This is a genomic window from Raoultibacter timonensis (assembly GCF_900240215.1).
In the GTDB taxonomy this organism is placed as follows: domain Bacteria; phylum Actinomycetota; class Coriobacteriia; order Coriobacteriales; family Eggerthellaceae; genus Raoultibacter; species Raoultibacter timonensis.
Map to the genome: position 1 here is coordinate 715,479 of NZ_LT964681.1, position 23,349 is coordinate 738,827.

The following is a 23,349-nucleotide window of genomic DNA, read 5'->3' on the forward strand; positions in this document are numbered from 1 at the left end:
CCACACAGTTTTGGGTGAGCCACGCGAAGCTCTCGCTACATATCGCCATGCCGAGCGTGCGGCAAGAGCAGCGTCGCCAGTCCCAGCAGCACGGCTATCACACCCTGGAACATAAATATCGCAGTAACATCGCCTACGGCGGCAATAGCAAGCCCGAAGCCGCCGCTTGCACACGCAATTCCAAGGTCAATGCTGTTTTGCTGCAGCGACAAAACCGAAGTACGCGCCTCGTCGGCAACCCTCGCCGCAACAATTGCTAGCACAGTTGTCATGGAGCCGAAATACCCGAAGCCCATCAGGAGACCCGAAACGAACAGAACCACCCGTCCGTACGACATAAACCCCAAAGAAGCAATTCCCGCACCCATGCAGACAAACAAAATGGCAAGTATTCTTGTCCGAGACGTTCTATCGCTCAACCATCCCGCAAGAGGATTTGCCACAAGGCCTCCAACGCCTATGAGCGTGAAGTAGAGACCCGAATTGATATCTGGCTGCACGCTTCCGATATAGGGAGCCGCGAATCCGAAGAGAAGTCCATACCCTAAAGCCGCAATGAACGTTGCGCCCAAAACTTCTCCTATCAGGAGCGGCGATTGCATAATGGCTTTTTTCAGAATACGCGGTACGAGATTTCTATCGCTTTGTCGTTGCTCGTCCTTGCCCTGCAACGCATTTTTCCCCTGTCTCCCGGCGTCGATTTCTGCATACAACCGCGAACGCTTTGAAGAAATGCTTAAAACCGCGCATCCAGCAAGCCCGGCACAAAGACCCATGCAGATGAAACTTGATCGGTAGCCACTTGCCTCAACGAGCGCTAAAGCCAAAGTCGGACCGAACAAAAGCGATGCGGACGAAACCAGCCGATAGAGCCCGAGATAAAATCCCGTCTTATCCCCTGGGGCCAAAGCCGCTACCGCAGCCGTTGCACAGGGAAAATATGCCGCAAGACCAGCAGCCTGAATGCATCTCAGTGCAATAAACTGCCAAACCTGGCCGCAATAAGCCATGAGAAAACCCGACACGGCAAACGCGGATAGCCCCAAAACCATAACGAGTTGAGTGCCGCATCTATCAGCCAAGGGGCCGGAAAAGAAACGCAAAACGATAGCAGCAGCCATGAACACCGACCCCTGCACACCAACATCAACCACAGTTCCACCGATCTCGATCACATAAAGCGGCGAGAGAACCATGAAAGCATTGTTATATGCATACGCGATAAACCCTGCAAAAAACAGCGCGACTACCGATCGCAGTGCAGTATTCGGCATTCCCTTCCCCGTCCTGCCTAGCAAGCGCCATCCCCCCTGGCACTTTTGCTTCAGTATAGGATTACCGCGCGCCACGTTCCGCACAAGATTGTGTGAAGCAGGCACATATGAACCGAGAGCCCGTAAGGAAGATAGTTCCCTATCAGTAATCTCCCTCTTCCGCAATGCCTTCGCCGCACATGTCGGCGATATCGTCGAAGCGGATGCGGGTGCGCACCACGGTGATCGTGCGAAACGCATAGTCGATATCGCTCACCATGCCGTGCGTCGTTATGTACGCATCCGTATCGTAATGGGTGATGCGGACCATCGTTCGGCGCTTCGCTTGAGCGAGCTTCTTCGAAAGCACGAGCGCTTCTTCTTCGGTCAGCTCGTGCTTCGGCTGCACGATGCGCTCCCGTTCGCGAATGAGATCGTAGTATCCCCTGAGTGCGGCAAAGGGCATGAACTGCTGCGCCCTGCCGGCGCGCGGCGCGCGATCACTAGGCATGATGCCCCCCGACCTGCTCGTTGCGCTCCCGAGCCGTTGCCTTCTCTGCGAGGCTCATGCCGCGCAGAAGCGCATTCTTCCCAAACTTTCCCTTCACGGCAAGCACCGCCTCCTGCAAGCTCTTCTCCTCGGCTTCCGCCTGTTCGTCGGTGAACAGATCGACCGTCGCGAACTCCTCAGGAACAACGCCCCCGAAGCTCACGTTGATGCGACGGATCGGCTTGTCGCGGCGCGTCGTTTCCTCGAAGAGATCGAGGAAACGCGGCATGATCTTCGAGTAGAGGTTCGTGCGCCCGAATTGCTTGCGGGTTCCGCCGGTATGGGGAACGCTGCGTCTGCCGCGCAGCGGACGCTTTCCGTGGCCTCCATCGAAAAACTCCCCATCGCTGCGATTCTCCCGATCTTCCCGCTCTCTCGCATAACCCACGTAGAGCGATATCGTTTCCGCCACCAGGTTCTTCTCAACGAGATCGAGCACAAGAGCATCGACCATTTCCTTCAGCACCACGAGCGCATCGTCGTAGCTGTAATCGCACGACAGCACCTGTCCGCTCATCATGGAATGGGCGCTCGGCTCGTATTCGTGGATTTCGGCAATGGTACACGGCTCGATGCCATGCGCATGGTCGATGAGGTATTCGGCGTTCACTCCGAACTCCCGATACAGCGCATCTTCTTCCATGCGGCACACGCCGCGAAGATCGTAAACGCCGAACTTCGCAAGGCGCTTGGCGATGCCGGGCCCGATGTTCCAGATATCGGTTATCGGGGTGTGCGTTTGTATCGTGCGCTCGAATTCCGCTTGATCGAGGTACCCGATGTTGTCCTCGACGTGCTTTGCGGTGATGTCGAGTGCAACCTTTGCGAGAAAGAGATTCGTGCCCACACCCGCCGTAGCGCAGATACCCGTTTCGGCAAGCACTGCATCCATGAGCATGGCGGCGAACTCTTTGGCGGTCATATGGTAGAGCGAAAGGTACGGCGTTGCGTCGATGAAGCACTCGTCGATCGAATAGGCATGGATGTCGTCGGGCGATACGTAGCGCAGGTAGATCGAGTAGATGTCGGCGGAAACCTTCATGTAGTGGGTCATCTGGGGTTTCGCCATGATGTACTTGACGTGCGAGGGAATCTCGAACACGCGGCAGCGGTTCGAGATGCCAAGGTCTTTCATGGCCGGCGTAATGGCGAGGCAGATTGTTTTTTCGGTGCGGCCGGGATCGGCGACGACGAGGTTCGTCGTGAACGGATCGAGCCCGCGCTCGACGCATTCGACGCTTGCATAGAAGCACTTGAGATCGATGCAGATGTAGCTGCGATCTTCGGACACGCCTTCGCTCCTTTCGTATACGGCCGCATCGGATACTAAAACATTTGTTCGTTCATAATACCGCAGAATGCGTTTTCGGGTCGTCGTCATCCGCGCTTTGGACAATCTTCGCGAAAACCGAGCCGCTGTGCACAGCAGGGTGCTTTCGGAAAACCCCAATCCGTGGTTTCGCGGCGCGCTTTTCGGTCCCACCGTCTGGGTGCAGATCCGCACGATGACTTATACTATGATCCGCACACTGAGCGGAAACCGCGACGTTCGATACCGCCTTGCCAGCGTTGAACGGCTTAATGGACCGTTCGGGCCGAACGGTCCAAACGAAACGTCTATGCCGCACTGAGAGGTTTTCCTTGAACAAGCTCGAAAGCTTAGCACTCGGTCGAAGCGTCCCGCACACTTTGGTCAGATTCGCCCTGCCCGTCATTGCAGGGCTGCTTCTCATGCGCATAAACACCGCCGTGGATCACGTTTTGGTCGGACAGGCAATCAGCACCGTCGGCGTCGCCGCCATCACCATCTGCGATCCGTTTGTTTTGCTCATCACCGCTTTGGCGGTTCTGGTTGGGGATGGCGGATCGTTCGTCATAGCCTTGAGCATGGGCGCCCACGACACCCGCAAAGCCGCTCGGGCAGCCGGTACGGGAATCGCCGCAGCAGCTGTCCTCTCGCTTGCCTTCGCGCTGACGGCAACCTTGTTTGCCGACCCCCTTCTACGCTTCGCGGGCGCGAGCGAAACGCTGCTTCCCCACGCGCGACCGTTTCTTCAGATCATAGCTTGGAGCAGCCTGTTCACCGCGTTCAGCTCAGGCATCTCATCTTTCGTGAGAACCGCCGGGTATCCGAATCGCGTGTTCGCCATCCAGACCATCAGCATCCTGTGCAACATAGCGCTCGGCTATCTGCTCGTTATCGTCATGGACACAGGGACTGCCGGCGCCGCATGCGCTACCGCCATAGGCCAAGCAGCCGCCATGATCGCGACCATAGCGTTTCTCCTGAAGCGGGATATGCCCTTCAAGCTTCGCGCGCGCGATCTGGTCCCCGATTTTCGCATGCTCTTCAAAACGGCGGCGCTCGGCTTCCCTTCGAGCGCGCTGAGGATAACCGATGCGTTCTGCATTTTCGCGACGAACTTCCTCGTGACAGCCTTCGCGATTTCAGCCCTTCCGCACGGCACGACAACCGGGGGAGCGCTTGCCGCATCGGGCATCGAAAACGCCGTAACCGCCTTTCTTCTCGTACCCGGCATCGGAATCGCCACCGCAGCGCGACCGTTCATCGGGTACTGCAGCGGAGCCGGCCTTCCGCGGCGCACGTATCAATTTGCACGGTGGACGTTCATATGCGGATTCGCAGCGCTTCTCCCCCTCTGGGCCGCGGTTGAACTTGCACCGGAACTCTTCGTCGGCATGTTCGGGATCGATGCAGCAGACGTCCCGTTTGCCTGCTGGGTTCTTCGAACCTCGGCGCTTACCGTTCCTATATCGATGGTGCGCATCGTGGGAACGAGCTATTTTCAAGCTTCGGGGCAAGCGGGGATAGCAAACGCGCTCATCGTGCTACAGCAAGGGTCCTACATTCTCGTGAAGCTCTTCGTATTCCCGTTCCTGTTGCCGGTATTCACCCAATTCGACCATCTGCAATCGCTGTTTCTCGGTTCGATCGGCGGCGGCCTTGCCGCGGTGGCGATCACCGCAGCCTTTCTCTTCCACGAGCGTTTCGTGATACGAGGAAAGATTGCCGAAAGCGAGGCGTAGCGCGCGAGCACGAGGGCAAGGGCGAAGGCGAAGGACTAAGCCAGAGCATCATCGCTTGTTTGGGATGCTTGCCCTTCGCTGCGCCTGCTTCCTTTGGTCCATTGAAGGAGAATGACGAGCAGTAATCCCACCCCGTAAGTGATGCAGAGATCTTTGATGTCGAACGAGACGATACCTGCAAACGAGATGAAGTCGAGAACATAGCCGCGAAAGACGCTATCGAGAACCGACGAGACGGCACCCGCCGCAATGAGCGCAACCGCCCACCTGAACCCGTTGTTCGAGAAGTCGAAGCCTTCCCTTTTCAGATACCTTACTCCCAATGCAGCGGCCGCACCGCACAGAAGCACTTTGGAGAGAGCGTGAAAGGCCCGCGAATCAATCGTGATATCGAGAAGCGACAGCAGCACGTTGTTGCTATGGTTGGGAACGAACCTGATGCTGAGAAAATCCCCCACAAGCTGGATGCCCGATCCCCCGAAGACAAAAACTGACACGAGGATTTTCGCGATTACGTCGGACGCGACAAGCGCGGCGGCAACGATAACGAGCGTTCGGGTGGATGCAGCTCGCCTCCGGGCGAAAACGAGAACGAGAAAACCCGTCGCCCATAAGAACACCGCACCCACGGCAAGCCCCAGAAAAGAGCGCGGCGTGCACAGCGACTCGTCGGGTAGTATCGCCGCGAGGCAATAGGCCGCCCAAGCCGCAGCGAACACGAGCGAGTATCCTATGTCTTGACGTCTTGAACCCAACTTCGCACCCGTCGTCGGCTGACTTCGATTAAGCCCAGAAGTGTACCATACGGGTTCGCCCGATATGAAACGGAGTGCAGCGAACCGTTCGCTGCACTCCGTCTTTCCGGTTTCGGTTCGCTAAAACCTTTTCCCAAACAGAATCTCGCTTACTGCTGATGGCTCCGCTTGCGCACAGCCGCCCCGCAGGCAACTGCTCCCGCAGCAACGGCAACGAGGCCCACTGCCTGGAAGGGCGGCACCGCATCTCCCGTTTGGGCGAGCGGGAAGACCTTGTTCGCATCATCCTGCCCACCGGACGGATCGGTTACCGTCGAGCCGTTGCCGCTACCCGCAGCCTGCCAGATGAGCTCGAAAGGCCCGAACTGCTGTGCGGGAACGGAGAACAGAACCCCCGAATCGGTTTTCGTTACGCCAAGCGCATGAGCCTGCGATTTGGCTATCTCCGCATCGAGATCGGCGGATGCCATATCGAGCGTGTAGTCACGCGTAAGGCCTTCGAAATACGCTACGGCAACCGCATCGTCCTTGGTTACTCCTTCGGGATACGGCCAGAACACGGTCACGTTTTCGCCATCGGTACTCACCCATGCGTTGCCGTTTGCCATATCGACAAGATCGATGTACTTGAATTCGGAGCCGATCGTCCGAGACGGATCGATCGTGCTTTTCGCAGCGGCAACGCCCTTTTCGTTGAGCACGGCGACGCGGTTCTCGCTTCCAAGGACCTCGGGAAGAAGATCGTCCCACAGAAGACCGATTTTCGAGCCCTCGCCCACAGGCAAATCGGGATTCCCGTTCGTGAGGAAGCGCGTTCCTTTCGCCACATGGGCATGGGGGTCGACGGAGTCGTCGCAGCCTCCCTCGACCGTACCGAGATCGCAGAACCCATCGTCGGAGGCGCCTTCGCTTGCGTCCAGCACGCGAGCAGCCGCTCCCGCGTCTTTCAAGCCAACCAAAGGGCTCTCCGAGTTGTAGACCGGGCGCAGCACCGAAGGGTCGAGTGCGACAGCAGCATCTGCGTTCGCCACCGCACGCACCTCGACGGTTGCAACAGATCCGGCGGATCCAACTGCAGCAACCGTACCATCATCGGCGAATTCGAGTACGGCGTCGCCGACCTTCACGGTCGCATCGGCCGCATCCGCGCTTTTCCACGCCTTCAATTCGTAGACGCCCTCACCTGCCACATCGTCAACGGGATTGCCGGCCTCATCAACCCATTCCCATTCAAGGGGCAGGGGATCCGCATCGGTAAGGGGCTGATCGTCAACCGTGATATCCGCAATGTCGAACGCCCACTTCGGATTAGGAAGCGCGTTTTCGCCAAGACCACCCTCGTAGGCGATGAGGGAGTACGCAGAGACGGCAACCGTCTCGGTTTCAACAACGCCGTAGCTGCCGTCGGGATTCCGAGTGGGGCTGAATCCCTCCGCACAGTACTCGTCTGGAACCTCGGAGCTGAACTCGCCGCCCGATACCATCATCTTGTTTTCGGTTGAGCCGCCGCTTTCGGCAGTCACATTGAGCGCAGGAACTCCCTCGGACGCGCTCACGGATCCTCCCTGAATAACGGCAACGCTATTCGGGCTGTCGTAATACTTGCTGCTTCCGTCTATCTGTATGCCATAGCAGTCCTGGATAACCGTGCTGTCGCCGACCTTGCCCTGGGAGCTGCCCGAAGCGATCACCGTGCCGCCCGTCATGTCGAGCGTACCGCCGCGCATCAGGACACCGACTCCCCCATCGGCGTAGATCGTACCGCCCGAGATGTTGAGCGCGCCGGCTTGGGGATGGTAGATGCCGCACGCGATGTACCCACTCGACACGATATGGCCGATGATCGTGCCGCCTGCGATATCGATCGCAGTTCCGCCGTACGTCGTCGAAGCATCGTTGGTGCCGTTGCCGGCAACGGCAGCGTTGTCGGTGCCGACAATCACACCGTCCGACACCTTGAGGTAGGCGCCGTTACCGAAAACGCCAGGACCCCCCTCGGGGCCAATTTGGTAGCCACCTTCTATGAACACTTTCGACTCGATCGGATCCGCGCCGGGGGTCGTCGATCCATATACTCCAACGGTATAGTTCTTGATCGACTCGATCGTGCCGCTTTTCAAGGTGAATACCCCGCCATCCGTTACCATAACGGTGACGGCGTTGGCGTCCCTCGAACCGAGCGTATTGACGATCTTTCCCGATGCGTACGTTACGGTTTCATAATCGTCGCTCACGATCGGCTTGCCGGAAACGCTGCTGTCCTCAACGGTAAGGTTTCCCGTAACCTTCACCGGCTCATCGACCGACAGCGTGTGCCCCGAAAGATCGAGTACGATGTTTTTGTCGGCAGGCACCGCGATGTTTTCGGCAGCAGGGGAAAGAAGGGCAACGGTCTGCCCTTCGGCCGCATCGTCAATCGCGGCTTGCACCGAAGGATACTTCGTTCCGTCGATCGATGCTACGGGATTGGGCACATCGACGACCCAATTGCCCTCACCGTCCGAAACAGGCTCGTAGCCCTCCGCAAACATATCGTCAGCGGGCTTCGACGAGAACGAGCCGCCGGAAATAGCCGCAGCTCCAAGCGCGTTATCCGCAACAATAGCGGTCTTGGATCCACCGCCGCCCGCGAAGGTGCCGCCTTTGATGACGACCGTAGCCTCCTGCCGGTTGCCTCCGTCGCCCCCAGCATTGTTGTTTCCAACGTGGACCGCTTCGCGCTGCGAGGAAGAGAACTCTCCGCCGTGCACCGTCGCGGAAGTCTTATACGACTCGCCCGCAACGTAGAGCGCGTAGAACGTGGCCGTATGCGAGGGGTTCTTCACGCAGTTACCTGTCGAGAACGTGCCGTCGTAGACGTCGGCTGAGCCTCCGACGATCGCAAGACCTCCCTGCACACCGGTAACGGTACCGTTTTCGAACGCAAGATACGCCCCATCGGCGTCAAGACCGCTTCGAACCGTATATCCATAGTGAGCGTTATCGCATGCGCTGCACGACGTGTTCTTGAACTCGCCGCCCGAAATGGTCATCGTTCCGCCGTTCTCCACGGAAGGATACCACGGACTCTCCCAATAGCCGCCCTCGATCACCGTCGTCGAGCCTTCGGCGGTACGCAAGGCGGTTCCGTTCGTGTCGTAGGTTCCACCTTTGAAGATCGCCTGACCGCCAGCGCGGTTCCAAATGTTTACCGAATTGCTCTCGAGCGTCCCGCGAAACGTTCCGTCCACCACCGTCAGCGTTCCGTAGTTTTCGATAGCGCCCCAGCCATTCGCTCCAGCTCCACCGACGTCGATCGTTCCGTTGCCCTTCACGGTCAGCGTTCCACGATTGACGATCGGACGACCCTTGAAGCCGCTCGCTGCAGCGGTGATGTTGTTCCCGGCCATATCGAGAATGACGTTCTGGCCGTCCTCCACCGTTACAATGCCCTCAGATGTAAGCTCGGCATTATCGAGCATGGTGACGGTCGTCTCGGTACCGTCAGCGGGCACAGCGGCGAACGCCTCTTTGAGCGATGAATACTCTTGGCCATTCACCTCGGCAACGCCCGTTGACAGTGGAGCAATGGCAGCACTGCTGTCGCCTTCGCTCTCGGCAGCTCCTTTCGCGCCTTGACCTTCCGATTCGCGAAGCGCACCGCCTGAAGAATCGCTTTCGTCGTCAACCGAGGGCGAATCCACGCCCTCGCCATCGGCAACCTGAGATAAGGCAAGACCCGCAGAGGAATCTTCGCCCCCCCCCGACGCCCACGCCGCTACCGGCAAACCGAAAGTCGTTGCCAGAACAAGCGAGAGCGCAATCGACAGTGTGCGGTTCAGCTTGCTGCTGCGCGCCATGTGCTCTCCTCCTTTTCCATAAATTATAACTAAATCAGTTTGAAATATGAGATTTAACTCAGTATTTAACTCAACTTTTAGTACGGCGTTTGATGGATGTCAACATATCTCCCCTGCTCTACCGTCGTATTTTTGCGAAATATCCATAAATGGGATAAAACCGATTTACTTGGGTTTCTTTAAAGAATTCTTGGCAGCGGACAACCGCCGGCCAGCGAAAGCTCTGCCGTCATCCACATCGACCAATCGAAATCCTGCTCGCATCGAAAACGTACTTTGCCATGAACGCCGACTCGCATAGCGGCCGTTCTAAAACGTTCGGCAAAGCAAGGAAGCACCCTTGCCCGAATACAGAAACGTCCTTGAAACCACTGGGTTGCAAGGACGTTTACCCGCGAGGCCAAATACCCCGAAAAAGCTATTTCACTTCACAGAGCGATTAAATACCGAGTACCTTCGCTTTCGCAGCTTCGAACTCCTCTTGCGATATCACCCCTTGGTCGAAGAGGTTCTTCAGCTTGGCGAGACGCTCGTATGGGTCTTCTGCAGCTGCCGCATCCGCTTGCTGTGGTTGCGACACCGAATACCCTGGTGCTTGGTTCGGTTGCTGCATCGCACCGACGGCTCCTGCGGCACCCTGCATACCCATGCCCATAAAGCCCATGCCCAAAGCACCGCCATCGGGGTTCTCTCCGGCAGCACGCAAGCCATCGGCGAACGAAGCCTGCAGGTTCGCATTCCCCCGCGCACCCATGAGCGCATCGGCCTGCTGAACCTTCGCAAGCAGCGCTTTGGTGGTCTCGTCGTAGTCGATGGCCATGATCGCCGCTTTGACGATCTGCAATCCCCTATCGTATCTCCAGTGGTAGGACTGCTCAACAGCCTGGGACAACGATTGGGCGAACCCCACGGCGTCGCCTTGAATGTTGGTGATCCTGTTTTGTTTATCGCCCGCATTCGCATAGACGCTGAAGGCGCTTGCGAGCGATCCGACCACCTCGGAAAACAGCTGATTTGCTGCAGCGTTGTTGAGATCGGAGAAATAAAAGGGGAACCCGCCGGGCGCATAGTACTGAACCGGCACAAAGCTCTTCAAAAACAAGATCGGGTCAACGATTTTCAGCGTATACGTTCCATGGGCCCTTGCGCCAACCTGCGTATTGAGGAACGCATCGTCCCAATAGATTTCGCTTTGCGTGCCGAATTTGTTGTTGGGGATCTCCTTTAGGTTTACGAAAAGAGCGACCTGCGCAGCCGCCGGTGGCCCACCGTACTTGAAACGGTCCCACGACTGCTTTACCACCGCATCAACGAAACCCGAATCGGCGAAAAACGAGCGGGCGTTGATGTTGTCGGAGGTCCACTGATAGCCTCCAGGATCGGACACGAATCCCGTCACTGCACCGTTCTCCATCGTGATGAGGGCGAACCCCTCGGGCACGAGGATGAGCGATCCGTTGGTGATGATGAAATCGCTTCCGCTGTCGTTCGAGGATCGCTGAGCGTTGGCGCCGCTCCGAACGGCCGAGCAAACGCCGACGGTTCCCGACAGCCCCGAAGGAACCGTATAGAAGTCCCGCCATTGATCCGCCATCGCCCCGCCAAGCGCTCCGCTGAATGCTTTGAAGAAGCCCATGATGCCCCCTGCCTAGTTGCCCGGTGAGTCTTTTTCAATGACCACGGCATTCCCGTTGGCGGTAACGCCGAACACATAGGGAAGGTACAACGTGCCGCCGTTTGCGTTCGCCGTTTCCGGATCGAGCGTGATGTAGTCGAAATCGACTCCGATTACCGCGTTGCACCCTAAATCGTAAGCCGCCACCTTGAGTTCCATGAGGGCGTTTCGGCGAATTTCCACGATCGATTTCATCAACGCCTGGCCCACGTTCGTAGTCTGGCTGAACAGTCCGCTCTTCCCACGATCAACCTGCACGGCATCGTCACCCGAGATGTAACCCGAGTACTTCTTAATCCTATAGCCCTCGAAACCGAAGCCGGACGTGATCATTATCGACGACATGACCTTCTGTTTTTTAGCCTCTTCTTCGAGATACCGGTGAAAACCGTTCACGATCGGCCCCACGTCGGAGTCCTGGACTACCTTTTTGGTAAAGCTCGATTTGATCTCAAAGCCAGCATTGCTGATAAACGTCTCGACCTGCTCTTTGTCGAACCCGTACATTTTCGCAAGATCATCGGTATACATGGCTGCCCGTCCTTTGCTTACAAGTACCTACGTGCCTCTGCATTGTTTGGATCGATATCGAGTATGAGGTTGGCGTAGCGGCTTGCTTCCCTCGGATTCTCCCTGCACTTTTGAAGCAAACGCGCGATATCGTCGTTCAGCGCCATATGCGAAGCGCGCGGCACCGCATCCGATTGCTGAAGCAGGTACCTCGTTCGGCAATAGCTGCACATCCTGAAACCGCCCATGTCGACGATTTCGGTACTACCGCAATTCTCGCATACCACCATTTTCATGCGCGTTGTCCCTTTGACTACCACGAACCGGCATCATGCGCGGCCGACCGATGATTTCGAATGAAGACACTTTAGCACACCAGCGGCTGAAGGTTGATCGCTTCGATGGGCGATAGCGCTGCTGCGCATACCGCATCTTGAGCGGTCGTCATACGCCCTCGAGCACTTCTAAAAACAATGTCGTTGGGGTATTCGATAAAGCGAGGATGGGAGGCGTAGCCATCGGCAAGGCAGTCTTCATCTCATTATGGGTCCAGTTTGCCCCAGCCATAACAGCCTCTGTTCGCAGAGGAATTAAATCGCCAAGAAAGTTCATCGCTGGACTGAGCAAAATTAACCCGCAGCAGCATCGCTCCACCTAAGAGAGAGTTAAGGGGTATACCGAAATAAGGAGGCTACTTTAATGCGCGAAAGGGATCGAGGACCCGTCCTCCAATCCGCAACAACTTGGCTGAAAGAAGTAGATTTGAATCGATACCTTGGGAACCACGCACTCGCATTCTCAATAGCTACACAGATCGCTGGCCGTGGCTCGTAATTTCAGATCAGCGCATTGTTATGGTTTGCACCTTGGCAAGAGAGACCAAAATGAGAGCTTGGGGTATTCAGACGCGAATGCCCCAAGCCCCAGCCATCAAGTCTCAGCATGTGCCCGCTCAACCACCCACGGCGCGCAATGCACGTCCCTCATTTCCTACTCCGCTTCGCTCTTCGCAGCAAGCTCTTTGGCTGCCTCTTCTTCCATAGCCGTCAGCTGCTTGTTCTTCTTGGCAAACAGCATGCAGGTTGCAGAGGCGACTACGAATATCGCAGCGATGATAAACGCGCCGTTCCATCCAAGAGCGCTGCCCGAAATAGCCGCCAGCAGAGGAACGCCGATGGCATCGAAGATGGGTTTGCCGAGAAACACGAGGCCATAGATCTGCGCGAAGTTCTTCGGTCCAAGGTACATGGTGGTCGCCGAAGAGAAGCATACGGCAGAAGAGCTCAAAGCCGCGCCGAAGAAGAATCCGGCAACGAAGAGTACGACCAGGTTGGTGCCCCACAGCATGATCACGATAAGCGCTACCGCCGCAGCATAGTTGATCGAGGAGTACGCCCAGCGCGGCCCGACCTTATCCACAATGAGGCCTGCGGCGATCTTTCCGCAGCAGCCGGCAAACGCGAGGAACGTCATGAACATGCCGGCGGTGCCGAGATCGACGCCGTTTCCGACGAGAAACGTCGGGAAGTTCTGCAACGGACCCTGCTCGCCGATGCCGATAAGGGCAAAGGACAGCGCTATCAGCCAGAACGTTGCGGTTTTCAAAGCCGACTTGCGATCAAGGCCGACGAGTTTGGCAGCACCGGCCTGCACCGCTTCCTGCGCCGCTTCTGCTTCGGTCACTCCGTCGGGAAGAAGCCCGATATCCTGTGGCCTCCACCGCAGGATGAATGCGGCGAGGAACAGAACGACGAACGCGATTATTCCCAACGTGATTGCCGCCTGCTGCCAATCGCCACCCGCGGTCGCGGAAGAGATGATGCTCGTGGTGATGTAGGAGCCCGGCAACGTCGCGCACCACGTGATGCCGATAGCGATGCCGCGGCGTTTGACAAACCAGTTCGACGGAATACCCGAAAGAATGATCATGCCGCCAAGCGCGCTGCCAAGTCCCATGACAACATAGGCCGCATACACCATCCACAGCTCGGTCATGAACCCGAGAATGAAGAATCCCCCCGAAAAGAGAAAGGCCGAGAGAATCAAAGCACCACGGACCTTTATCTTTTCAACGATATCGCCCACGATGAGGCTGAAAAAGCCGACAACCAGGGCAAATATCGAGAAGCCAAGCGCTACCTGCGTCGGATCGGCGCCGAGCATCTCAGTCATGGGCACTTTGAACATACTGAAAGAATAGAGTCCGAATCCCTGCGTGACAACGCCCACGATAAAGGCGATGAGCACCATAAACCACCCTTTTGCAAAAAACGGACTGCTTTTCTTTACCTCATCCATGCTAAACCTCCTTGCTTGCTCGTATGCAGGTTTCGCCGAGATAAAACGTGTTCATTTTGATAGCGGCGAGACCGGCATTCCCAAGGCAGATTCCTGCCCCGTTGCTGCCCGCCGTCAATGCAGCGGGCAGCAACCTCAAGTCATATGGCTACGCCGTGAAGATGGAGCAGTGACGCCCTTCCGCTTCCTTCACCATGTCGGCAAGCGAACCGATCTTCAGCGCGCGTGTCGGACAACCGCTCACGCAAAGGGGGTTCGGATTGTCCGCGTAGCATGCCGCGCATTTGTCGAGAACCGGTGCCACAAGATGGTACTGGCGCAATACGCCGTCGACCAAAAACGGCTCGCGCCGCTCGCAGCGCATCCAATCCTCATCGTAGGGATAGCGGTGAGTCTCGCGGCAGGCAGCCTCGCAGCTGAAGCAGCCGTTGCAGTCATCCAGGTCAAGCAAAAGCGCAATACCTTTTCCGTCGACTCTGCTCATTACAGATCACCCCTTCCAGCTTCGATCTTGCACAGTGATGAGCGCATGGCGGTGGCGCCATAGCCGGGCTCTGCAGGTGTAGAGGGCACGAGGATGTTGCCGTTGCATTTGTCCCAACCGTAGCCGGGCAATCCCAGTTCGGGACATTCATCACGCCAGCCCGGGCGAGGCACCGCCACAACCCCCTTCTTGATCTCGCGCGTCACCGCAGCCTTCGAGATGATGTGGCCACGAGGCGAGGTGATGGTGATCCATTCGCCGTCCGTGATACCGTAGGCGCGCGCGTCGTCAGGATGCACGAGCGCGAACGGATCGGGATAGAGCTTTCGCTGTGCCGGAATGTTCGTCCACGCAGAATGGAAGAACGAGTAGACGCGATGGCCGGTGACGGCGATGAGCGGATATTCTTCGGCGAGCTCAGGCTGGGAGATGGGGCTCTCCATCGGCTCAACGTAATCGGGCAGCGGATCATACCCGAAGTCCGCCAAGGCCTGGCACCAGAACTCGATGCGCCCCGTAGGCGTTGCGAAGCCCGGCTGCCCATCGGGCCGCATGATGCCCTTCTCGTACTTCTTCTCGATATAGTCGCCCTTTTCACCGCCGGGCTCGGTTGAGCGCCAGTCCTTCGATTGGAATTCATCCCAGGTAAGATCGAGATCGTAGAACTCCTTCAAACGCCAGAGCACCATTTCCTTGGTGTTGTTCCAGGGCCAATGCTCCGGATCGATGCGCTTGCCCCAGTGCAAGAAGAACTCCCAGTCATCCCAGCACTCGCCCGGGGCCTCGACCGCTTGATCGAACGTGAGCAGCAGGTTGCCGTCGATCTCCTCGTCGTAGGAGCACCGCTCGGCCCAGTCCGCCGAAGGAAGCAGCAGGTCGGCGAGCTTCGCCGTCGGCGACATATAGAAGTCCTTGACGGCGACGAAATCGAGGTTCGGAGATGTCATGGCCTTGTACGTGAGATTCGTGTTCTCGTAGCACAGCAGCGGGTCGTTCGCGATGGCGATGAACGCCTTCACAGGCCGGGGCTCGCCGGTGATCATGGCCTCGAACACGGCGTGCGGATCGTTCGAGCGGCCGAATGACTTGTACAGCGGATGCTCCTCGCCGCCGAACGTGAACAGGTCAGAGCGGCCCGGATCCTTCGTTCCGTCCCACAGCGTGATCTTGTCGTCGAGCATGACTGAGAACGAGAGGCTCACCGGAGTGCCGCCCACAACGTCGATGTGCCCGAGTAATCCATGGAGACAGGCGAGCGCGCGGCCGTTCTGGATGGCGTTGGTATGCATGCACCCTGGCCCTAGGCCGATGTTCATGGCAACCGGGCCGCACGTACCCATGATGCGAGCGGCCTCGCGGATTTCCTCGGGAGTGATCCAGCAGACTTCAGCAGCGCGCTCGGGAGTCCAATCCTTCACCCGCTCGGCGAGCTCATCGAAACCATAGGTCCACTTGTCCACGAACTCGACATCGTACCATCCGTTCTCGATGACTTCGTGAATGAGGGCAAGCGCCAGCGCCGCATCGGTGCCGGGGCGAGGCTGGATGGCAACATCAGCATGCTTGGACATATCCTGGAAGCGGGTGTCGATCACCACGAGTTTCGTCTTGCCTGCACGCTGATTCGCGTAAACCTCCTTGGCCCAGGTTGTCTGCATTGCAGGATTCTCGCCCCACGCAACCACGCAGCCAGCATGGCGTGAATCGCCCTTTCCGGAGCTGAAGATGCCGAGCGTAAATGCGTTCGGAAGGATGTGGGGCATGAGGCATACATGCGTAGGCACAAGGCTCCAGCCCTCCAGTCCAAGCGACGAATTCAAGCGGCAATGCCAATGGTTTGCGACACGCCCCGTCCCCTGACCGGTAATGATGGCCTCGGGCCCGTATTGGTCTTTGATGCGCATGCACTCGGCTGCGATGATATCGAGTGCCTCGTCCCAGGAAATGCGCTCGAACTCGCTTTTGCCGCGGTTCTCGGGATGTCGCTCCCCTTGGGGATCCCAGTCCACGCGCTTCATGGGATAGAGCAGACGACCTTCGAGGTTGTTGTGAATCTCACGCTCCGACATTCCCGATCCGCAGATCACGCCATGAGACTTCACGTTGTCGGGGTTGCCCTCGATTTTAACGATCTGGTTGTTCTCATCTGAGTAGACGATGACGCCACAGCGCGCATGGCAGGTTGTGCATTGCGTTCTGGTCTTTTTCAGTGCCATTTCTTCTCCTTCGCTCTTACTGGTTTTCGCAGTTCCGTTCGAGTTCCGCCTACGTTGCCTCACCTCTTTTCAAACGCATCACGTTCAATCCCTCTTCGAAATGACTATTCGGCCTTTTTGGGAAAGCGCACCAGAAGAGAGCACACCACGCCGATCACGCAGCACACGCCGATTCCGATGTACGCGGGGTTGTAGCTGCCTGCAGAGCTGAATACAGCGCCGGAAATGACCGGGATCATGCCGGCGACGATGCTGAAGATGGGAAGCGCGACGCCGATGATCTTCGAGAAGTTCCCATTGCCGAAATAGTTTGCAAAACAGGTGGGGCCGCACACAAGATTGATGCCCCAACCAGCACCGATGCAGATGAAGTACACGAACATGAGCACACTGTCGTTTGCGCTGCTGAAGCTCGCAATGAACATGGCGAGGGCCATGGCAATCCCGCCGAATGCAAGCACGCGCACCGGCTCGATACGGTCGATAAGGGGTGCGATCAGGAAACGGACGATCAAGGCGACGATGCCCTGGATGGACAAGCCGAGCGCAACGATACCGGGATCGAAGCCCATGCCCGAGAAGTGCAGCACGCCGGCAGATACGTTGATGTTGAAGCCGAAGTACAGCGGAAGGGCTGCGCATACGAAAAGCCAGAACGCGGGTGTTTTCAGAGCCTGAGCGAGCGTCTTGCTCTCTTTCGTCTTATACACCTTCGACGAATCGACTTTGCTCTCGACGGCCTCTTCAGGCCCCTCGTCAACAGAACCGTCGGGAACAAGCCCCTTATCCTCTGGCTTGTTTCGAATGAACAGCACCACGATCACAAGGCCGACAACAGCAGCCGCAGCGACCGCATAGAACGCGGATCTCCACGAGCCGGTCGACTGGATGATGGCGTTAATTGCGGGCGGCACGAGAAACGCTACAGCGCCCATTACCGCCATCATGATGGCCATGGCCATGCCGCGCTTCTTGACAAACCACATGCTGATGGTGGTCTGGCACGGCACCTGAGATCCCATGGCGCTGCTGAAGCTCAGCCACACACCGAAGATCAGGAAGTAGGCGATTGTGCTCGAGCCACCGAACTGAGCGAAAACGATGCTGCCGATGATGATCAGGATAGCCGACAGGATCATCGTCAGGCGAGCGCCCTTTTTCGATACCAAGCTTCCGATGATGGGTGCCAGCAGGCCCTGGAACAAGATGAATACAGTAAAGCCGAGGCCTACCAGCGTACGATCCATCATGATGTCGGGCTGCGTCACCATAACAGGTATGGCAATCTGGCCAGCGTTGAGCGATACCGATCCGAGAAGCAGATACACCAATCCGCAAGCTGCTGTGATCACCCAGCCATAGAAGAATCCCCCCTTCCCCTTCTTCGGCGCAGACTGAGCTGTGCCCGACTTGCCCTCATGCTCATCCATAGCTTCCTCCTTCTTTTCTGTCGTTCGAAACCAGACATTCGGCTTCATGTACGGCAGAGCCAGGAAGGCTTTGGTGCTAGGATGGAGCTTCGCTTCCGGGCATCTGCGCGTCTCATGCGCCATAGGCCCGAAGATACGTGTTTTAGGGGGAAATGCATCGGCTCGGCGCTGCGAAACAGCCCGAAAGCGCCTCATGCAAGCTGCATGAATTATTAGCTCGATCAGGCATTATTCCGAAGAATGCCCGGGCATTCGGCAGTTGCTGGGATGGCCCTTAGAGCATGTCGGTCTTTTCGGCCTCGACCATATCGATCAGGGCTTGATGCGAGCCAACCCCAAGCTTCTTGTATATGTTGTAGACATGGGTTCTCGCTGTCGAGTTGCTGATGACGAGCTTCTCTTCGATTCGCTCCACGTTGCGGCCTTTCGCCAGCAGAAGAAACACTTCGGTTTCTCGAGGCGACAGTCCGTGGTTCTGGGCGACCTTCTTGCATGCGCGGATGAATCGGCCATCATGGTCTGACGTCTCATCCCTCTCGTCGAGCTTGACTTCGCCGAGCCTGCTTATGGCTTCGGCTTTCCTGCTCTCTTCAGAGATCAAGAGCACGAAGGAGAGCAGCAGCAGAAAGGCCAGGCCGATGAGGATGAAGTGAGCGCTCTGCTCTATCGGTTCGTTTCGCATGAACGCATACCAGCCGACAACCGTACCGATGAGAAGCCCGATCCAGTTGGGAATGCTTGCCTTCGAATACCTTCGAATGGAGTGAATCCTGAATTCCTGGTTGAGCTCGCTGCGTTCGCACCAAGAAAGAACCATGGCAAACGCATTAAAGGCCACGTTCAGGCCGGCGCACACGATCAACGCCGCTTCGTTGCAGTAGGGAATCAGAAAGAGAATGGCGACGATAAACGGCAGCGACAGCTGTTGGACCTGCTGGCTTTTCAGCACTCTGTTGAGCGACCAGTGTTTGGCCATGATCGATAAGGCGGCGCCAATAACCCCGCAAGCCCCTACGATGAGGGCCGGTCCCAACCCCAGCGAAACCGTTACAATCAGAACGACCCCGTACGCCGCGCTATGGCATGCAAGCCAAAACGCCTTCTTGCTCGATTCCCGAAAAACACTCTCGTCTTCTTCGCGGAGATAGTTGCCCCAATCGACGTTCTTCATGAGCAGCCGGCAGATCGCCACCTCTGCAGCAATGATGATCGCCATCCCGATCAAACCCAACTGCAGAGGCTGCGCGGCACAGGCCGAAACGTATAGCAGTACGCTGAAGAATGCGCTCGTCGCAACCGTAAGGATATTCTGCCTCATGGAGTTATGGCTCAATATGAGACACCAGAGCAAACCAGAAGCAGCAAAACTTATGCCAAGCAAAACCCAGGTGAAGATAGCGACAAACCCCAGTGTGGCCCCAAAACAAAGCACAACAGCCTCGGCAAGGAACGGGACAACGCCAACGGCTACAGCCGGCATAAGAACAGAAGCGTGATGCATAACGAGCCAGTCTGCCTGTGCATATCCAAGCACAAACACCCCCAACATCGCCAAAATGGCAGCGATGCGAAGGGTAACCGCGAATGATTCGCCATACCCAAAAGCGAGGGGAAGTGCAATGCTCAAACCACAGTATGTCTGAACCGTCAGAAAGCACCCGAAGCCAATTGCAGCCAGAATCAACCGTCCGTCAGGAATAGACTTGCCACTTTCAGCAACCGCCCCCCTATCAACCAGTACGTTTAGCGCAGCTCCATCTTGCCCTACCCTCTTTGTCCTCAACCCGTCGATATCTGCCGCCCCCAATCAACTTCACTGATCAGATATGTTTACGATAGGCTGCATGCTGGCCGCAAGCCATTTCCCCCTGCCCGAGCGAACAAAACCCCGATCGCTTTTCCGGGCATCACCTTCTGTCTATACGGTCCTATATTTAATACCAATCCAATTATGATACCACATACTCTAATTTATCATGGACATGAATGAGCGCAAAGCAAAACTAGGTCAAACAATTCGCTCCAGGCGTCAGGAGCAAGATATTTCGCTGCGTCGTTTCGCACTAATGGTCGGATTTAGCCACTCCTACTTAGTTGATGTCGAAAGCGGACGTCGAAACATTGGCATCGAAAACCTCTGCAAGATCGCCGATGGCCTCGGGGTCAAAGTAAGCGATCTGACTAAGGGGTTGTAGGCTCAAACCGAAAACTGATTTCGTTGCCCGAACTCGCTCGTTTCTCATAGTTGAACCATAGTTACACCCAAAGGTTATGAGCAATCTGCCGTCGCCCAAGCTGCTGAAGAAACAAGCCTGCTCGCCTCAGCAGCATACCGTCAGGAATGCCACCACAACCAACCATGGACGCTTTTCGTTTTTCGGGCTACGGAAAGATATCCTATTCGCCTATCCGGAAAAGAAACAAGACCAGCAAAACAGCTGGCCTTGTAAATTTCTGGTCGCGGGGACAGGATTTGAACCTATGACCTCCGGGTTATGAGCCCGGCGAGCTACCAGACTGCTCCACCCCGCACTATGGTGCCAACTTGCATCCATTCGATATATCAAGAACAGGAAAAGCGGCAAGAAGATATAATACTCTGCCGATATCATCTGCGCAAGAAATGATTTCGCCTCCATAAAACATTCGTATTTAAGGCCCGGTTTCGGCCGCATAGAGTCTCAAAGAGCCCGTTCGTTGTGACGATTCGCCTGTATTGTGAGGCATTCGCTTTTCGTTTCAGCCATCCACGCGGTTGCTGTATTACAATCAAGTCGAACAACGCAGATGCCTGCACAACCGAATCCGAGGTACCGAAAAATGACCGTCATCGACGCCCATGCACACATCTACCCTGAGAAAATCGCCGCAAAAGCGGTTGACGCAATCGGCGAGTTCTACGACATCGGCATGTACGGCGAGGGCACGTCCGCCCATTTGCTCTCGTCCATGAACGAAGCCCCCATCACCAACTTCATCGTACATTCGGTCGCAACCAAACCCGAAGCGGTGGAATCGATCAATAACTTCATCGCCCGCGAATGCGAAGCGCATCCCGAATTCACGGGCTTCATGGCCATGCATCAGGACTACCCCGAGCCGGAAAAAGAGATCGAGCGAGCCGTAAGCCTCGGCCTCAAAGGCATGAAAATCCACCCCGACACCCAAGAAGTCAACCTCGACGACCCACGGCTCATGAGCGTGTACGAAATCATCGAGGGTCGCCTGCCGATCATCATCCACATGGGCGATTACCGCCACGATTACTCGCACCCCCGCCGCCTCAAGAACGTCTTGAACACCTTCCCAAGGCTCGTGGTCGATGCTGCCCACTTCGGCGGCTGGTCGATGCCCGAAGTAGCACTCGACTACCTCGGCAGCGAAAACTGCTTCGTTGACATGTCGAGCTCGATGTTCTGGCTCGGTAAGCGCCGCACCAAGGAACTCTGCCGTCTGTACGGCACCGAGCGCGTGCTGTTCGGTTCCGATTTCCCCATGTGGAATCCCGTCGACGAGTACAACACGTTCACGAACATCGATTTCACCGACGAAGAGCTTGAAAACATGCTCTGGCACAATGCCGAGCGGTTCCTCGGCGAGAAAATCAACTAGCATCTCCATGCAAAACGGCGCCCGATGGGCGCCGTCGAAACTGCCGTTCAAACGTTCGGCCTATACGCCGTCGTCCCTATTCCCCGTCTTTTTTCTCTTCGTCTTCGGCGCGCTCGATCACCATGTCGATCTTATCGATGCGGCGCACGTCCATCTTTTTGACGGTGAAATCGACCTTCGTATCGCCCTCTTCAGCAGACACCTTGTCGCCAACCTCGGGAATCTGCCCGAACAGATCGAACAGCAAGCCTCCCGCCGTTTCGCAATCGCCAGCCTCTTCAGGCTCGAAGCCCATGAGCTCGGACAGCTCGTCGATCGGAAGCGATCCGTCCACAAGATAGTGGTCGTCGGCGAGCTTCTTCACCTCGTCGGTATCATCGTGCATGTACTCGTCATCGAGCTTGCCGACGATCTGACCCATGATATCGCTCATGGTCACAATACCCGAAGTACCGCCGTGCTCGTCAACCACCACGGCGATCTTCGTACGTTTCTCCTGCAGGGTCTGCAACAGCTTCGCGATCGGAATGCTCTCGGGCACCGCATGGATCGTGCGGATCTTGAGGTCTTCCATCGTGGAGCCCGCAGGCAGGCTGTACAGGTCCTTGATGTGCACGAACCCGACAACATCGTCTTTGTTGCCGCGAATAACCGGATAACGCGTGTATTTGTACTGCTGCATCGTCTTGACGTTCTCCTCGAGGGTGTCTTCGAGATCGATGCAGATGAGCTCGGTACGCGGGGTCATAATGGCCTCGGCGTCCTTGTCGCCCAAATCGAAGATGTTGTCCACGTACGTGTTCTGGTCGGCATCGATAAGGCCGCTTTCGGTGCTCTCGTCGATGAGGAGCTTGATCTCCTCGCCGGTGTACACCTCGTGCTCGTTGGCCACATCGTGGCCCGCAAGCTTCATGACGCCGTTCGTAATCGTATTGAACAGCCACATGATGGGATACGTGATGCGGTAGAACCATACGAGGGGCGCCGCGGTTAAAAGCGCGTATTTCATCGTGCTGAAGATGGCGAGCGATTTGGGAATGAGCTCGCCTACCACGATGTGGAGCGCTGTGATGATGATGAAGCCGATGGCGACCGCAATGGCCGAGATGGCAGCATCGGGCAAGCCGATGGCGGCAAGCAGCGGATGAATGAGTTCGGAAACTGCGGGCTCGCCCAACCAGCCGAGTGCAAGGGAAGCGAGCGTGATGCCAAGCTGGCAAGCAGAAAGATAAGCGTTAACGTTGTCGGCGACGAGCTTGGTGTACTTCGCACCGGCTCTCCCCTCCTCGATGGCGATGTCGACTTGGGATTTTCTCACGCGGACAAGCGCGAATTCCGAAACAACGAAGAAAGCGTTCATCAAGAGAAAGAACAGGACAAGAAAAAGGCTTAGCGCAACGGGCATTAAAGCGGGTCTCCTTACGTCGGTTGTCAAGACTGCCGTGGGCGGTTCCTCAACACCGTCCCTATGCAATAGCAGCGTTTTGATTGTCCTTATCTGTTGTATCAGGTTCTGGCATGCCGCGCAGGATCATCGTGCAATATCCAGAAGAGTTACAGCGATTGAGCGGCTGCATAGCCGACAGCACGTACCGATACGACCCTTTAGCGCCGCGTATTCCCGTACCGTACTGCCGCAACAATACACCAACCCAAAACGAAACGCCCGCAAGCGTCGC

16 protein-coding genes and 1 tRNA gene are annotated in these 23,349 nt (G+C 56.8%); 3 read left to right on the forward strand and 14 right to left on the reverse strand.

Annotated elements, in window-relative coordinates; all coding sequences use genetic code 11:
* Window positions 1-35: 35 nt before the first annotated feature.
* From C1722_RS15105 to C1722_RS15115, 3 genes are all read right to left on the reverse strand, one after another.
* The gene (locus tag C1722_RS15105; RefSeq protein WP_180995295.1) at window positions 36-1,274 is read right to left on the reverse strand and encodes an MFS transporter; all 1,239 of its coding nucleotides are present in this window, start codon (window positions 1,272-1,274) and stop codon (window positions 36-38) included.
* A gap of 142 nt (window positions 1,275-1,416) precedes the next feature.
* The gene (locus C1722_RS15110) at window positions 1,417-1,764 is read right to left on the reverse strand and encodes a YolD-like family protein (RefSeq protein WP_102380166.1); all 348 of its coding nucleotides are present in this window, start codon (window positions 1,762-1,764) and stop codon (window positions 1,417-1,419) included.
* The gene (locus C1722_RS15115) at window positions 1,757-3,094 is read right to left on the reverse strand and encodes a Y-family DNA polymerase (protein WP_244902603.1); all 1,338 of its coding nucleotides are present in this window, start codon (window positions 3,092-3,094) and stop codon (window positions 1,757-1,759) included. Before C1722_RS15115 ends, C1722_RS15110 begins: the two co-directional genes overlap by 8 nt.
* 290 nt (window positions 3,095-3,384) lie before the next feature.
* On the opposite strand from C1722_RS15115, the gene C1722_RS15120 reads away from it, so the two are divergent.
* The gene (locus C1722_RS15120) at window positions 3,385-4,851 is read left to right on the forward strand and encodes an MATE family efflux transporter (RefSeq protein WP_102380168.1); all 1,467 of its coding nucleotides are present in this window, start codon (window positions 3,385-3,387) and stop codon (window positions 4,849-4,851) included.
* A 35-nt stretch (window positions 4,852-4,886) separates the two neighbouring features.
* On the opposite strand, the gene C1722_RS15125 is transcribed toward C1722_RS15120, so the two are convergent.
* The 9 genes from C1722_RS15125 to C1722_RS15170 all read right to left on the reverse strand — a co-directional run bounded on the left by C1722_RS15125 (window position 4,887) and on the right by C1722_RS15170 (window position 19,865).
* A complete protein-coding gene (locus C1722_RS15125) occupies window positions 4,887-5,606 on the reverse strand; it encodes a signal peptidase II (protein ID WP_180995297.1) in 720 nt (239 codons plus the stop codon).
* A 149-nt stretch (window positions 5,607-5,755) separates the two neighbouring features.
* Window positions 5,756-9,445, reverse strand: a complete 3,690-nt coding sequence (locus C1722_RS15130) for a hypothetical protein (RefSeq protein ID WP_102380170.1) — start codon at window positions 9,443-9,445, stop codon at window positions 5,756-5,758.
* Between the two features lie 439 nt (window positions 9,446-9,884).
* The gene (locus tag C1722_RS15135) at window positions 9,885-11,081 is read right to left on the reverse strand and encodes an SHOCT domain-containing protein (RefSeq protein ID WP_102380171.1); all 1,197 of its coding nucleotides are present in this window, start codon (window positions 11,079-11,081) and stop codon (window positions 9,885-9,887) included.
* A gap of 12 nt (window positions 11,082-11,093) precedes the next feature.
* Window positions 11,094-11,651 (reverse strand): heavy metal-binding domain-containing protein, encoded by a 558-nt coding sequence (locus C1722_RS15140; protein WP_102380172.1) that lies wholly within the window; start codon window positions 11,649-11,651, stop codon window positions 11,094-11,096.
* Window positions 11,652-12,620: 969 nt separating this feature from the next.
* Complete coding sequence (locus C1722_RS15150) at window positions 12,621-13,928, reverse strand: MFS transporter (protein WP_102380174.1); 1,308 nt, start codon at window positions 13,926-13,928, stop codon at window positions 12,621-12,623.
* Between the two features lie 148 nt (window positions 13,929-14,076).
* On the reverse strand, window positions 14,077-14,412 hold the full coding sequence (locus tag C1722_RS15155; RefSeq protein WP_102380175.1) for a 4Fe-4S dicluster domain-containing protein: 336 nt from the start codon (window positions 14,410-14,412) through the stop codon (window positions 14,077-14,079).
* Window positions 14,412-16,628 (reverse strand): molybdopterin-containing oxidoreductase family protein, encoded by a 2,217-nt coding sequence (locus C1722_RS15160; RefSeq protein WP_102380176.1) that lies wholly within the window; start codon window positions 16,626-16,628, stop codon window positions 14,412-14,414. The genes C1722_RS15155 and C1722_RS15160 overlap by 1 nt, the downstream gene beginning before the upstream one ends.
* A gap of 104 nt (window positions 16,629-16,732) precedes the next feature.
* Entirely contained in the window at window positions 16,733-18,058 is a 1,326-nt protein-coding gene (locus tag C1722_RS15165; RefSeq protein WP_180995298.1) for an MFS transporter, read from the reverse strand.
* 274 nt (window positions 18,059-18,332) lie between these two features.
* The gene (locus tag C1722_RS15170; RefSeq protein ID WP_146040700.1) at window positions 18,333-19,865 is read right to left on the reverse strand and encodes a helix-turn-helix transcriptional regulator; all 1,533 of its coding nucleotides are present in this window, start codon (window positions 19,863-19,865) and stop codon (window positions 18,333-18,335) included.
* 175 nt (window positions 19,866-20,040) lie between these two features.
* Here C1722_RS15170 and C1722_RS15175 point away from each other — a divergent pair, with 175 nt between their 5' ends.
* Window positions 20,041-20,253, forward strand: a complete 213-nt coding sequence (locus C1722_RS15175) for a helix-turn-helix domain-containing protein (RefSeq protein ID WP_180995299.1) — start codon at window positions 20,041-20,043, stop codon at window positions 20,251-20,253.
* 260 nt (window positions 20,254-20,513) lie between these two features.
* Here the strand turns inward: C1722_RS15175 and C1722_RS15180 are convergent.
* A tRNA-Met gene (locus C1722_RS15180) sits at window positions 20,514-20,590 on the reverse strand.
* Window positions 20,591-20,878: 288 nt separating this feature from the next.
* Between C1722_RS15180 and C1722_RS15185 the strand changes: the two genes are divergently transcribed.
* Window positions 20,879-21,670, forward strand: coding sequence for an amidohydrolase family protein (locus C1722_RS15185; RefSeq protein WP_102380180.1), 792 nt, complete (start codon window positions 20,879-20,881; stop codon window positions 21,668-21,670).
* A gap of 76 nt (window positions 21,671-21,746) precedes the next feature.
* On the opposite strand, the gene C1722_RS15190 is transcribed toward C1722_RS15185, so the two are convergent.
* Window positions 21,747-23,075, reverse strand: coding sequence for a hemolysin family protein (locus C1722_RS15190; protein WP_102380181.1), 1,329 nt, complete (start codon window positions 23,073-23,075; stop codon window positions 21,747-21,749).
* Between the last annotated feature and the right edge of the window lie 274 nt (window positions 23,076-23,349).